The organism is Parafrankia sp. BMG5.11, assembly GCF_004337455.1.
In genome coordinates, this window is record NZ_SJXI01000044.1 from 69,157 (window position 1) to 82,617 (window position 13,461).

The window sequence follows — 13,461 nt, forward strand, 5'->3', positions numbered from 1 at the left end:
CGGCCCTTCCTCGGGCCGGGCACCGTCTGCCGTCGGCTCAGACGCCCCGCTGGTTCCGATGCCGCCGGCTCGTCCGACGCCGTCAGTTCAGACGTGGCCGGGAACGGGCTGGGATGCGCCCTCGGCTGCACCGGCCGACTCCAGCCGGCCGGCGGCCGACGTGATCATGAACAGCCCGGCGAGCATCGCTGCCAGGCACATCCCCGCCCCGACCAGGAGGGCGTCGGCGTACCCGGCGACCGAGGCCTCGATGATCGCGGCAGGCGAGGGCCTGGCCGACCCGGCGGCGCTGGCCGCGTCCGCCGCGTGGTTGTTCGCCACCGTGCTGGCGACCGTGGCGAGAACCGCCAGCCCGATGGCACCGCCGACCTGCTGGGTGGTGTTCAGCAGACCGGAGGGCAGGCCGGCGTCAGCCGCGTCCACGCCGGCAACCGCGACGGCGGTGAGCGGGACGAACGAGATCCCGACCCCGAAGCCGAACAGCACCGTCGCGGGCAGCAGCAACGTGGGGTAGGACGAGTCCGCCGACAGGGTCGACAGCCAGAAGAGCGCCCCCGCCGCGATCAGCGGGCCGATCACCAGCAACGGCTTCGCCCCGAACCGGCCGAGCACCTGGCCGGAGACTCCCGCCGCCACCATGATCGCGATACTGACGGGCAGGAAGGCGAAGCCCGTCTGGAGCGGGCTGTAGCCGAGCACGCCCTGCACGAACAGGGTGAGGAAGTAGAAGACACCGAACATCGCCGCGGCGACGGCGAGAATGATCAGATTGGCGCCGCCGCGATCCCGGTTCCGGAACAGCCACAGCGGAACCAGCGGCTCGCGGCACATCGCCTCCCGGAGGAGGAAGAGCCCCAGGAGCGCAACCCCGCCGATCAGGCAGAGCAGAGTCAGCGCGTCCGACCATCCGTGGGTGGTCGTCCTGGTCAGGCCGTAGACGCCGACCGTCACACCGGCGGTGACCCCGACCGCGCCGGGGAGGTCGAACGTTCCCGTCCGCCGGGGTGCCTCGGTCAGGACCCGCGGCGCCAGCAGGGCCACGAGCAGGCCGATCGGCGCGTTCACGAACAGGACGAAGCGCCAGGACAGCAGGTCGGTGAGGACGCCGCCGAGGATCAGCCCGATCGCGGCACCCGATCCGGACATCGCGGCGTAGATGCCGAACGCCCGGTTCCGTTGCTGGCCCTCCGGGAAGGTGGTCGTCACCAGCGACAGTGCCGCCGGTGCCGCGATCGCGCCGCCGACCCCCTGTACGACCCGGGCGACGTAGAGAAAGGCCGGGGTCGTCGCGAACCCGCCCACCAGCGACGCCAGGGCGAACAGCAGGACACCGACCACGAACATCCGGCGGCGGCCCAGAATGTCGCCCGCCCGGGCGCCGAGCATCAGCAGGCCACCGAACGCGAGGGTGTAGGCGTTCAGGACCCAGGGCAGGTCGACCTCGCTGATCCCGAGATCGTCACGCATGCTCGGCAGCGCGACGTTCACGATCGTCGCATCGAGAACGATCATCAACTGTGCCCCACAGATGACCAACAGGGCGAGACCGAACCGCCCCGACGTGCCGGCCGGCGGCTGCGGTGTTGTTCCTGTGTCGGGTGGAGTCGACATGCCTGGGAACATAACCGGGGCCGCCGACGGAATTCGGCCAGAGACTGCCGCCAGCCATATCCCCAGGAAATGTGACTCTGATTACATATTGTGAGGAGTCTCCCGGCCACCGCCAGCTACCACATCCCGGGGAATATCCGTATTCGTCCTGGTCAGGGCACTTATTTCATAATGTCCCGGTGCGTCCGCGGGCACCGCCGGGTTCCGCGGTACCACCGGCGCGATCCGCCGGTACGCCGCGCCCACCGGCGGGCGGGGGTCGGTGTCGCCCCGGTTCGGCCAGAAGGCCATCGCCCGCTCCGCCATCGCCGTGATCGTCAACGAGGGGTTCACCCCGAGGTTCGCCGGCACCGCCGAGCCGTCCACAACGTGCAGGCCGGGATGGCCGAAAACCCGGTGATACGGGTCGATCACGCCCCGGGCGGGATCAGCGGCCAGGACCGCCCCGCCGAGGATGTGCGCCGTCAGCGGGATGTCGGCCAGCTCGGTGATCGCGCCGCCCGGATGCCCGCCCAGCCGCTCCGCCACCAGCCGCGCCGCCTGGTTGCCCTCCGGTATCCAGGTCGGGTTGGACTCCCCGTGGCCAGCGTGGCTCGTCAGCCAGGACGTCCCGAACGGCCCGCGGCGCCGGCTGACGGTGAGCGAGTTGTCCCGGGACTGCATGACGAGAGCGATCATGGTTCGTTCCGACCACCGCCACGGCAGGGCGAGCAGCGTGAGGTACGGGCGGCGGGCCAGCAGCAGCAGGTGCTTCGCCCAGCGTGGCAGGGAGCCGCCGCCGTCGGTCATGGCACTCGACAGGAACGCCATGAGGTTGCTGCCCCGGCCGTACCGGACAGGTTCCACGTGCGTGTGATCGTTCGGGTAGAAGGACGACGTTATGGCCACCCCCCGGGTGATCCGCTCATCCGGCCGCAGCCGGGTCGCGCCCAGGATCGCCTCGGAGTTCGTCCTGGTCAGGTGGCCGACCCGGTCGGAGATGCCGGGCAGGTGCCCCTCTTCGCGCATGCCGAGCAGGAGGCGCTGGGTTCCCAGGGCGCCCGCGGCGAACACGACCTGGCGGGCCGTCCAGCGCCGCGCGTCCCGCCGCCGGCTGCCGGTGCGCACCGTCTCGACCTCGTAGCCACCGCGCCCGTCGGGGCGCACCGAGCGCACGGTCGTGTCCGCCACGATGCGGGCGCCCAGCCCTTCGGCCAGGTGGAGGTAGTTGCGGTCCAGGGTGTTCTTCGCGCCGCGCCGGCATCCCGTCATGCACTCGCCGCACTCGACGCAGCCCGTCCGGGCCGGGCCGGCGCCGCCGAAGTAGGGATCGGGAACCGTCACCCCCGGCTCGCGCTGGCCGTCGCGGCCGAAGAACACGCCGACGTCGGTCAGGCGGAAGGTGTCCCCGACGCCCATATCCCGTGCGACGTCCCGGAAGACCTCGTCCGCCATGGTCATCGACGGGTTCCGGGTGGAGCCGAGCATGCGCTCGGCCTGGCCGTAGAACGGCCCGAGCTCGGCACGCCAGTCGGCGATGTCCGCCCACTGGGGATCGTCGTAGAAACCGTCCAGGGGCCGGTACAGCGTGTTCGCGTAGACGACCGATCCACCGCCGACCGCTGCTCCGGAGAGCACCAGCACCCGCCCGAGCAGGGTGATCTTCTGGATCCCGTGGCACCCGAGCCGCGGCAGCCACAGGTACCTGCGGATGTCCCAGCTCGTCTTCGGCAGTGTCGCCGGGGTGAACCGGCGGCCGGCCTCGACGACCGTGACGCGGTAGCCCTTCTCGGCCAGGCGGAGCGCGGTCACGCTGCCCCCGAACCCGCTGCCGATCACCAGGACGTCGCAGTCGTCCCGAGGCTCGATGTCCGCGCCCGACCGCTCGGTCTCGTCGCCGCCCATGTGCCCCATCATGCCGCCAGGCATTCAGGTGCGCCGGGGCGCCGGGAACGGAGCGTGACGGACGACCATCGCGCTCTACTCAATCTTCCGTGAGCGGCTCCGCTTCCTGGCTCGTACCGTTCTGCACGCCCGCGGTGCCCGGCGGGGTCTGGGCCGATGAGCCCTCAACAATCGAGTCACCGCCCACCAGGTCACCAGGCTCCGAGTCACCGGCTGCTGAGATACCGGCCGTCTGGAGTCGCTTCGCCTCCTCGTTGCGTCGGGCCTCCTCCGCTCCGGCGGCCGCCGCCGCGGCGATCGCGGCGAGATCCGGCGGCGGGGGCGGCGCGGCAGGCGACTGCTCCACCGGGCCCGCCCGATTCACCTGACTAGCCGATTTAGCCGAACTCGCCTGGTTCGCCACGACGTCCGAGGTCGAGGCCGGACGGGCCGGCGGCGCCGGAGGGTTCGCGGCGGGGGAACGCCCGGACCGCGCCGAACCCGCCTTCGTCGCGGCGGCGGTGGTGACCGCCGCGACCGGACCGGCCGGTGGCGGTCCGGCGGCCCGCACCGGGGTGGACGTTCTCGCGGACGCCCCCGCCGCGGACGGCCCAGGCGCCGACGGCGGTGCCGGTCGCGGCGGACGCTCCGGGGCGGCCCGCCAGCCCAGGCAGGACTTGCAGCCACACTCGGTCACGCCCAACGGCAGCCGGTCCATCCGCCACCGGATGTTGTCGGCCACATCGTCGCCGTTCACCCAGACACCGTTGGCGACGAAGTTGACCAGGTGGGTGGCCAACTCCACCGGAGCCCAGTCGCCTTCGGAGAGAACCTCGTAGACCCGCCTGTCCAGCTCCGCGAAGTCCTCGACCTGGCGGCGCAGCATCTTCGCGAGGATTTCGATCACCTGGCGGGTTGCCATCCGGATCTCGTCCACGACAGGTGACTCGACCGGTTCCGGCTCGGCTTCCGACTCCGGCTCCGGTGCCGCTGCCTGCGGCTGCGGCTGCGGCTGCGGCTGCGATTCAGGCGACGGTGCCTCGGCGGTCGGCGCAGTCGTAGCCGGCGCAGTCGTAGCCGGGGCGGGCGCGGGCGGCTGAGGCGCGGGCATCGTCGGCTGGGACGCGGGCGCGGTCGGCGCAGGGGGCTGAGACACGGGCGCGATCGGCCCGGGCGCCGTCGGCTGAGGCGCGGGCACGGGCGGTGCAGGTGTGATCGGCGGCTCGGCGCTCGTCGCGACCCCGCGGAGGGAGGCCTCCGGCGCCCGGGCCGCACCGGCTACCCGCTCGCTCACGGGAACGATCGGCCGCGGCCCGAGTGAACGGCCCGAGGCCGCCGATGCCGAGATGGCCGACGCGGACGCCGACTGCGCGGACGCGGACTGCGCCGTCGCAGAAGGTACAGACGATGAAGGCGCAGACGCCGACTGTGCGGACGAGGCTGACTGTGCCGTCGGAGACTGTGCCGCGCCGACGGCCCCTGTCGAGATGTCGGACACTGCGCGGACCGCGCCGCCCGCTGTTCCGGCAGCGACGTCGGAGCCCATCTGGCCGCCACCGAACGGCACGTAGCTCGTCTCGCCGACGGCCATCGGGCGCGCCTCGTCCACCTGCTCCGGGCCGGCCGCGGAGGCTGTGTCTCCCACGGTCACCGGCGCCACCGAGGACGCGGCCACGATCACGTCCGTGACCGCCGACGGGGGGAGCGTGCGCGGCTTGCGCCGCACCCGGACAACCCCGCGGCCGCCCGCGCTGTACGTCGCGCGCTTGCGGCGGCGGACGAGCGCCGGCCGCTCCAGGGTTCCGGAGGCGAGGCACCCGGAGCCCCGGCCGGGCTCCGACGGCCCGCCCGGTGCCGGGGGGGTCGTGAGCATGCGATCGGACGACGTCACCGCGGCGAGGCCGGGGGTGCGGCGGGCCGGCGCGGCGGTCGCGCCAACCAGCTCCGTGTCCCGCTGCTCGACGTCCTCGCCGGCAAGCCGGTAGCCGCCCGCACGCGCGACCGCGACGGGCACGCTCAGCAGGTACCGCGCCGGCCGGCCGGCCGCGGGCCGGGTGATCGTCACGAGCCAGCCGTTCGCCCGCAGCAGCGACAGCTGCCGCTGCACGTGGGTACGGCTGAAGTTCGTCTGCTCGCAGAGCAGCGACAGGCCGGGCGAGGTGACGTAGGCACCGCTCGGCGCCGGCCGGTCCGCCGGGGCGCAGTGCGTACAGATCGTGAAGGCGACGAGCTTCATCGCGGGCGTGACGCCCGACTTGACGTTCAGGAGAGCGTCGTGCCAGTCCGCCGTGCTCGCGACCGGGACACCTCGATCGGGAGTACTGACCATCACTAGGGCGCCAGGAATGACTAACTGGGTCATGGTGTCGGAAGCCACGTTCCTCCTTCCCTCAGATGGCGGGCGTCTCCCGGTGCCGGAGGCCGCCGCCCCCGCGGCTCCTCCGCTCGCGACCGACCGGTCACGGGTACGCAGCCGCCGACTGGCGCGTTCGATGGTCTTTGGTATCAGTCGTGGAGGCCGTCCAGTGATGCTGAGATCGCGTTGTTGTGCGGTCTCGTAGTTGTCCGATCGCTTTATCGGGCATTTAGCCAGGAACTCAGGGTGCGCGCTCCCGGGGGCACGACGCTCACCCCCGGAGCGCGCAGGTTGTCGAATGCACCTTTGTCATCTGAGCCAGGCCGCTCCGGCAGCACCCGGAACCCCGGCGGGGAGACAACGATACGCGGGCCTTCGTCCGCTCACGTACGTTACTCCGCCCCCCGCGGCGACGCGCCGGGGCCGACCACCGCCCACCCACGTCCAGAACACAGCTCCCTCACCGCGTCGTGTGACCGCGAAGTCACCGGGTGCTCCAACCATCGGCGGTGACCTCGATGCGCGGACGCAGAGCATACAAAGAGCGCACACCGGCCGGGGAGGGAATCGTCCGTGACAGTCCGGAATGATCGGCACCACCCGGTTGGGCCCGCCGGCTCCGAGCCAGACTGCGCACAGCGAGGCCACACTCCGGCCACGGCGCATGATTCGATCGAATTTTCTCTGCTGCGCCGAGGTCAAAAACCTCTCGCGAATCACAACGTTGAGGATCTTTATTCGCAATCATCGGCACACATCAGAGTCGAGCTCAACCCAAAAAAGCGACAACTGATTGATGTCACAGCGGTGTCCGGCCGCCCACCACCCCCACCCGGCAACAACGATCTGCTCGCCAGACAGCTCGGGTTCCCGCTCGACGAGCCGGGTAGGTCCGCTCCGACGGCACGTCCCGCCGCCGTCGCCGAGGCGCGACCCGGGACGGACAGATCGCGCCGAGCAGGAGGACAACGATGACCGACGGCGCCCTGACCGGCACGCAGGCGGACCAGACCCCGGAACGAACCGGCGCGCCGGCGACCGAACGGCACAGCGGTCCTACGGTGGGCACAGCAGCCGACATCGTGGTCGGGATCGACGGATCCCCCGGCTCCGCGGCGGCGTTGACCTGGGCGGTCGCCGAGGCCGGCCGGCGCGGCCTGCGGGTGCGCGCCGTCCTCGGGTCCTGCGCCGACGAGCAGCCCGCCGCCGTACGCAGGTCCGCCGACGCGATCGCCGGGCCGCACGACGAGGCCACCTTGGCCTTCGCGGCCAGCCACCTCCTGCATGAGACGATCAGTGCTGCCCCCATCCCCGCGGGACTCGAGGTCCTCGAGGAGGTGGTGGACGCTCCTGGCGCCGAGGCCCTGCTCACCGCCGGCCGGGACGCCGCCATGATCGTCGTCGGAGCGCGCGGGCGCGGGCTCCTGCACCGCCTGCGGCTCGGATCGGTGAGTACGTCCGTGGCCGTCCATTCCCCCGTGCCAGTGGTCGTCGCGCGACTCCCCCGTTCGGGGGATGCCGGCGAGCCCGATGCGGACGGCCTCGCCGGTGCCGGGCCGGTCGCCGACGGGCGGCTGAGCCCCACGAGCGCACCGGGGCAGGGCCCGCCGCACCGGCGGCCGGTGGTCGTCGGGGTCGACGGCTCACCCAACTCGCTGGCCGCGCTGCGGTGGGCCGCGGTCACGGCGGCACTGCGTGGGGCACCGCTGCATGTCATCCACAGTTGGCTCGCCGCGGTCCCCCTCCCGCTCGCCGAGACGTCCGGGGAGATCGTGCAGGCGCTCGAAGGCCAGGCGCGGGCCGTGCTGGACGAGTCCATCGAACAGGTCCTCGGCCCGATCCCCGGCGGCGAGCCAGGGGAGCCCGCCGAGCCGGGCGGTACGGAGCCCGCCGTGCTCCGGCTCGCCGCTCCGGCGCCCGGCTCCGGGGAGATCGACGTCTGCCGTCAGCTGGTACCCGCCTCTGCCACCCGGGCCCTCCTCGAGGCCAGCCACGACGCCGACCTGTTGGTCGTCGGAGCCCGGGGCAGGGGCGGATTCGCCGAGCTCCTCCTGGGCTCGGTCAGCCACCAGACGATGCTGCACTCCGCCGCCCCCGTAGCGATCATCCGGGCCTGACACCTGACGCCCGGAGAAGGCCGCTCAACGAGGCGGCGGACCGCGGCCGGTCGAAGCCCACTGGACGCCCGCCAGCGCCGGCTTCAGGCCGTCCCAGTCGCGCCAGTCCAGCCGGTTGTCGGTGCCGGTCTGATCCCACGGGTTGCGGAGGAGGACCTGCCTCGTCCGCGCGTCCGCCTTCAGTACCGCGTAGGCGTGGTTGGGCACCAGCCCGCAACCCGGCGGCGGGTCCGAACGCGTCACGACGGTCACCACCCCACCGGCTGCCAGCCTGGCGGCGAGCTCGTCGACACCCACGGCGGACGGCGGGCGGCGGGCGGCGGTTGTGCCGGTCAGGTACTCCATCGCGGTGGCGGGGTCACCGCCCTCGAGACGCGCGTAACTGCCGGCCGTCCGCGCCCAGGCCTTCTCGTAGAGCGCGGCCCAGAGCTCCGGCTCGCCCGCGGCGTTGTCCGCGTCCGCGGCGATCTCCTGCCCGGCCTCCGCCCGGGCAGGCAGGCTTCTGGTGACCGTGACCGGGACCGCGCCGGTAGGAAGGTGGACGGTGACGCTGACCGTCCCGTTCGGGTTCTCCCGCAGATTGCGGCGCAGCAGCCCCGGATCGGCCTGCGCGATACCGATGAGCGCGGCCAGGAGGTAGCAGTCCCCCACCGCGCCCTGGCCGACGTCCGACGGGGTGACACCGCTCGCCCAGACCGGATCGCGACCGTGGTCGCGCATCGTCAGGTCGCCGGTGGACGGCGGATGCCCCGCGGTGTACGCCCACGGCCGATACCGCCCGCCCATGGACGGTTCGAGGCCGGGGAACAGCCGCGCGATCTCGGCCACCATCGACGCCGGCGCCCCGCGCAGGAGCAGGTCACCAAGGGAGAGGACGGCCGGCAGGAGGCCCAGCGTGCGCAGCTCCACCCGGGTCGGCGCGATACGGACCGCGGCGGCGAGCACCTCCAGCGGGCGCCCCCGCAGCCCGCCGATGACCGCCCGCAGCTCGGCCGGGCCGAGCCGGCCCAGCCGGGTGGACAGCTCGCTCAGCTCACGCGGATCGAGGCGGAACGGGTCCGCGCCGATCGACGCGGTCAGCTCGGCCACGGTGCGCGCTGTGTCCGCGCCCGCCGACCGCGGTTCGGTGAGCCGGGCGGCGTGCTGCATCTCGGGACCCGGCGCCCGCTCCACGGCCGGAGCGGATGTCGCAAACCCGCCGGACCCGCCGAACCCGGCAGACGCGCCAGACGCGGCGTAGGCCAGTCTGCCGTCGATGGCGCCGGCCATGTCGGGTGCCTCGGCCGCCACCCGGTCTAGGCCCCGACAGCACCCCTCCGCCGCCAGGGCACCACCCATGTCACCGGGCAGGGCGTGCGCCACGCGCCTGACCTCGGCCGCGAGCCGGGCCGCGTCGTCCGCGGCACGCCGGAGCCGGCGGGCCAGCTCCGCGAGCCGCTCCGGAGAGAAGGCAACGCCCACGACGGCCGGATGAGAGACGGGCGAGCGCGGGGCGCTCACCGCCGCCGGCCCGAGCGTCACGGCCCCCCAGGCGCCCCGAGCCGCAAGGAACTCCAGACGCACCGCCTGCTCCCGCGCCGCACGGGCGCCGGCCGCGAGCGCGGACGTCCACTCGTCGATGCGGCCATGGCAGCGGCGCTGCCAGGGTGACCGCCAGGTCTCGTCGTCGTCCAGGACGATCACCGGCGCAAGCAACGACGAGCTCTCCACCGCGACCCGGCGCAGCACCGCCGCCGCGGCGGCGACCGGAGCCCCTTCGGCCCACTGCCCTTCGATCCACTGCCCTTTGATCCGCTGCCCCTTGATCGACAATAGTCACACTCCGACCACATCTGTGACACGAAACGTGATGATCAACGGTATCCGCGTTCCACCCGCGGTGGACCAGCGCGTCGGTAGAGGACAACAGACAGTTCCGCCAGTCAGAGCAGCGGCCGCAGGTCGAGGGCGGCGCTAGAGGCCGGCCGCCGCCATCACGCGCAGGCACCGCTTCTCGAGGTGTGTGACGACCTGCCAGTACTCGCGGAACGCCGGGTTGGTCGTCTGGCCGTGGTGGTAGCGGAAGTAGATCTGCTGCGCGATGACAGCCAGCCGGAACAGCCCGAACACCTGGTAGAAGGGCCATCTGCCGACGTCCAGCCCGCGCCGTGCCGCGTAGTACTCGACGATCTCCGCCCGGGTGGGCATGCCCGGGCTGTGGGTCGGCTGGCGCCGGGTGAGCCGGAAGAGGTCGTCGTCGTCAGCCTGCACCCAGTACGCGAGGGCACCCCCGAGGTCCATCAGCGGATCGCCGAGGGTGGCCATCTCCCAGTCGAGGACGCCACTGATTCGGGGGAGGCCGTCGTCGTCGATACGGGCCACGTCGAAGACCACGTTGTCGATGCGGAAGTCGTTGTGGATGACGCACGTCGCGACGTCCTCGGGGGCGTACTCCATGAGCCAGCGCACGACGACCTCGAAGGAGGGCACGTTCGGCGTGCGGGCCTCCCGGTAGCGCCGGGCCCAGCCGGTCAGCTGCCGATCGACATACCCGGCACCGCGCCCCAGGTCGGACAGCCCGTGGGCGACCGGGTCGATGTCATGCAGGGCGACCAGGAGATCCACGACGTGGAAGGCGAGACGGCGCGTCCGCTCCGGGTCGAAGGTGAGTGAGCGCGGGAACTCCGAGCGCGGGATGACGCCGGGCACCCGCTCCATGATGTAGAACTCCGAGCCGATCACCGTGGGGTCGTCGCAGAAGGCGACCATCCGCGGGACGTACCGGAACGCCGGGCGCAGCCGGGCCTGCACCCGGTACTCCCGCGCCATGTCGTGTGCGCCGGACGCCTTCCGCCCGTGCGGCGGCCGCCGCAGGACGAGGTCGCGGTCCTCGTAGCGCAGGAGGTAGGTCAGATTGGACGCGCCGCCGGAGAACTGCCGGACCTGCGGGCGGCCCGGCGGCGGGATGGAACGGGCGACGGGCGGGCGCTCGGTCAGCACCCCCGCGCCGGTCGCGACCCCCATCTCGGCCGCGCCGACCGCGGCCCGCTCCTGCAGCCGGCGCCGAAGCCAGCCGTCCACCGCGGGTACGTCGAACGCGTCCTCGTCGCGCACCGGGCGTGACCCCGCGAGATCATCCACCGCCATCCGCCGAGCCTAGTGCCGGGAACGGCTGTCCGACCGAGGCATCGGCAGGAGTGACCGCGGACGATCGGCGGCGGTCAGCCGCTCTCGCCGTCGGCGGATTCCACCGCGGCGACGTCGGCCCGCGCCGCCGTGGGCGGACGGTCCTCCGGCTCGGTGCCGCCCGGTGGGAACGGACGCTGTGCGGGCAGGTCAGCGCGGGGAGGCCCGCCGCGCGCGGCGGGAAGCACCACCGTGAGGACCACGGAGGAGGGCACGCCCACCGGGTGGTCCGTACCCGTCCCGTGGTCTGTTCCAGTCCGCGGATCCGTATCAGTCGTGTTCCCGACACCCGTGCCGACACCCACGCCACCGAGGGCTCCGGACGGCGAGCCGGCAAGCGACGCGGTGGCCTCACCCGTCCGTCCCCACAGCCGCTGGCCGGCGGCGATGGTCCACAGTCGCATCCGGGCGTGCGCCTCGAGCCGGGTGAGCTGAACCGCCGTGGCCACCAGGCTGCCGCCGATCACGCCGTCCAGCCAGTAGTGGTTCGCGGTGATCACGACGACGACGGTTGTGATCACCGGGTGCGCGATGATGAGCCACCGCGCGCGTGAGCGCAGGATGCTCACCACTCCCCAGGCGACCAGGATCGACCAGCCGACGTGCAGGCTCGGCATGGCCGCGTACTGGTTGGCCACCGCGTCACCGGCGGTGTACGGGGACGGCCCGAAGACCGCGCCGGTGTCGACGAGGGTGACGTGCGGCAGTTCCTGCGGCAGGAACCGGGGCGGCGCCAGCGGGTACAGAATGTGGATCATGAGCGCGGCGCCGGTCGACACGAGGATCACCGTGCGCACCCGGGGCCAGTAGTCCCGGTGGCGGATCATCACCCACAGCAGGAACGCGATCGACGCCGGGAAGTGGACCCCGACGTAGAAGCGGTTCGCCAGCTCCAGCAGCTCCGTGGAGTGCAGCGCGAGCTGCTGGACCGCGGACTCGTTGGGCAGGTCGAGCAGGCGTTCCAGGCTCCAGACGTCCCGCGCGTTGGCCAGCGCCTCGGGCTCCCGGCCGACGGCCATCTTCCGCCCCATGCGATAGATCATGTAGAGCGCGGCGAGCAGCAGCACCTGGCCGGCGAAGAAGAGCGTCGTGGCCGCCACGCGACCGGTGCGGGTCGCCCGCCACCCGGCGCTCCCCGAGCCGACCGTGACAGACCCGGTCGCGGACCCGGCCCGCCCGTGCGAAGGAAACGGAATGCTCACCATGAGCCGCCCCGGTGCATCTCACGCCCTCCCGCCGACATGCCCCGTTAACCTCACGTTCCTACCGGCCGATCGGTAAGTAGAGCAAGCTCCTGGGAAGTGTGACCCCGCACTCATCCCCCGGAGACGGCCACGCACTGACTCTCAGTCGCCACGCTCGCTGCGGTCCGCCATCAGCCCGGCACGCATGCGACACGCCGGTCGCCACGACGGGTGACAGTGAGATAAACCAACGGCGAACAACCCTCGGCTATTTCCACCACATCGGGCACTTTCACCCACCGTCGTGTCAGATGCCCGACACCTGTCAGCCACACTTGTGCCCGGCTTGGGCACCGGCATGCCAACAACATGCGGATTCGGCGGTCCGTGGGCGAAGTGTCCGGACTGGACCCACCGTGCACGTCAGGGCGAGACATGGCGCACACCGGGACGTCGGAGCCGACGACTATAGCCGAAATCACATAGTCAGCTCACGGCCGAGGCCGCCGCGGCCGCCGCGGCACCACCCGACGTCCCGCCCCCCCGCGCAAAATTGATGAAACGGACCTTCGCGGCGTTCCTCCCCCTCCAAGCTGCCCGTGGCCGCGAACCGTGTTACTCCGGAACTACCGCTCCACCGGGGCGGCGCCGGCGCTCGCACCCCGGGCCGGCCGCGCCGGAGGAGCCCGCCGGACAGCCGTGGCGGGCGCGCAGCGATGCGCGTCGCCTCGGTCGGCGGCGTTGCGCACCAATGGCCGAAGGGAGACACATCATGTACGCATCCGTCGGGGACCGCTTCGTCGTCCACGGCCGGACGGTCGGGTGCCCTGAGCGCCATGGGGTGATCATCGAAGTCCGCGGCGTCGCCGGTGGCCCTCCGTACCTGGTCCGCTGGGATGACGGCCATGAGGGCCTGTTCTTCCCGGGTGCCGATTCCACGATCGAGCTGCGGCCGGCGCGGGAGCACGCGAGGGCCTGACAACACCTGATCTGACAGCACCTGACAGCACCTGACAGCAACCGAAGGCGCCCGTCGCCCGGTCCGCCGGGCGTCCGGGCACCTCGCCCGGATGTGACGGACGCTCCGCACATTTCCTGAGCGCCCACGCACGCTCGTCCGGACACCCGTTTTTCCGGAGATCGATAGACCGCACGTGCAGTGCCG

8 protein-coding genes are annotated in these 13,461 nt (G+C 72.3%); 2 read left to right on the top strand and 6 right to left on the bottom strand.

The genetic code is table 11. The annotated features are described in order from the left end of the window. Positions 1 to 87 precede the first annotated feature (87 nt). The 3 genes from E0504_RS27715 to E0504_RS27725 all read right to left on the bottom strand — a co-directional run bounded on the left by E0504_RS27715 (position 88) and on the right by E0504_RS27725 (position 5,851). A complete protein-coding gene (locus tag E0504_RS27715; RefSeq protein WP_306769274.1) occupies positions 88 to 1,623 on the bottom strand; it encodes an MFS transporter in 1,536 nt (511 codons plus the stop codon). 69 nt (positions 1,624 to 1,692) lie between these two features. Further along, on the bottom strand, positions 1,693 to 3,495 hold the full coding sequence (locus E0504_RS27720; RefSeq protein ID WP_112105378.1) for an FAD-dependent oxidoreductase: 1,803 nt from the start codon (positions 3,493 to 3,495) through the stop codon (positions 1,693 to 1,695). Positions 3,496 to 3,574: 79 nt separating this feature from the next. After that, complete coding sequence (locus tag E0504_RS27725; protein ID WP_131626093.1) at positions 3,575 to 5,851, bottom strand: hypothetical protein; 2,277 nt, start codon at positions 5,849 to 5,851, stop codon at positions 3,575 to 3,577. Positions 5,852 to 6,801: 950 nt separating this feature from the next. Between E0504_RS27725 and E0504_RS27730 the strand changes: the two genes are divergently transcribed. Continuing rightward, positions 6,802 to 7,947, top strand: a complete 1,146-nt coding sequence (locus E0504_RS27730) for a universal stress protein (RefSeq protein WP_112105380.1) — start codon at positions 6,802 to 6,804, stop codon at positions 7,945 to 7,947. Positions 7,948 to 7,971: 24 nt separating this feature from the next. Here E0504_RS27730 and E0504_RS27735 read toward each other — a convergent pair whose 3' ends face one another. From E0504_RS27735 to E0504_RS27745, 3 genes are all read right to left on the bottom strand, one after another. Further along, positions 7,972 to 9,759, bottom strand: coding sequence for a C2 family cysteine protease (locus E0504_RS27735; RefSeq protein ID WP_112105381.1), 1,788 nt, complete (start codon positions 9,757 to 9,759; stop codon positions 7,972 to 7,974). A gap of 141 nt (positions 9,760 to 9,900) precedes the next feature. After that, positions 9,901 to 11,073: a phosphotransferase family protein gene (locus E0504_RS27740; protein WP_235013775.1), complete on the bottom strand. Its 1,173-nt coding sequence runs from the start codon at positions 11,071 to 11,073 to the stop codon at positions 9,901 to 9,903. A 74-nt stretch (positions 11,074 to 11,147) separates the two neighbouring features. Continuing rightward, entirely contained in the window at positions 11,148 to 12,317 is a 1,170-nt protein-coding gene (locus E0504_RS27745; RefSeq protein WP_112105382.1) for a phosphatase PAP2 family protein, read from the bottom strand. A 751-nt stretch (positions 12,318 to 13,068) separates the two neighbouring features. Between E0504_RS27745 and E0504_RS27750 the strand changes: the two genes are divergently transcribed. After that, a complete protein-coding gene (locus E0504_RS27750) occupies positions 13,069 to 13,275 on the top strand; it encodes a DUF1918 domain-containing protein (RefSeq protein WP_112105383.1) in 207 nt (68 codons plus the stop codon). The last annotated feature ends 186 nt before the right edge of the window (positions 13,276 to 13,461 follow it).

Coding starts and splice junctions, on each gene's coding strand:
- E0504_RS27715 (WP_306769274.1), bottom strand. CDS start 1,623: ATGTTCCCAGGCATGTCGACTCCACCCGACACAGGAACAACACCGCAG.
- E0504_RS27720 (WP_112105378.1), bottom strand. CDS start 3,495: ATGGGCGGCGACGAGACCGAGCGGTCGGGCGCGGACATCGAGCCTCGG.
- E0504_RS27730 (WP_112105380.1), top strand. CDS start 6,802: ATGACCGACGGCGCCCTGACCGGCACGCAGGCGGACCAGACCCCGGAA.
- E0504_RS27740 (WP_235013775.1), bottom strand. CDS start 11,073: ATGGCGGTGGATGATCTCGCGGGGTCACGCCCGGTGCGCGACGAGGAC.
- E0504_RS27745 (WP_112105382.1), bottom strand. CDS start 12,317: ATGGTGAGCATTCCGTTTCCTTCGCACGGGCGGGCCGGGTCCGCGACC.
- E0504_RS27750 (WP_112105383.1), top strand. CDS start 13,069: ATGTACGCATCCGTCGGGGACCGCTTCGTCGTCCACGGCCGGACGGTC.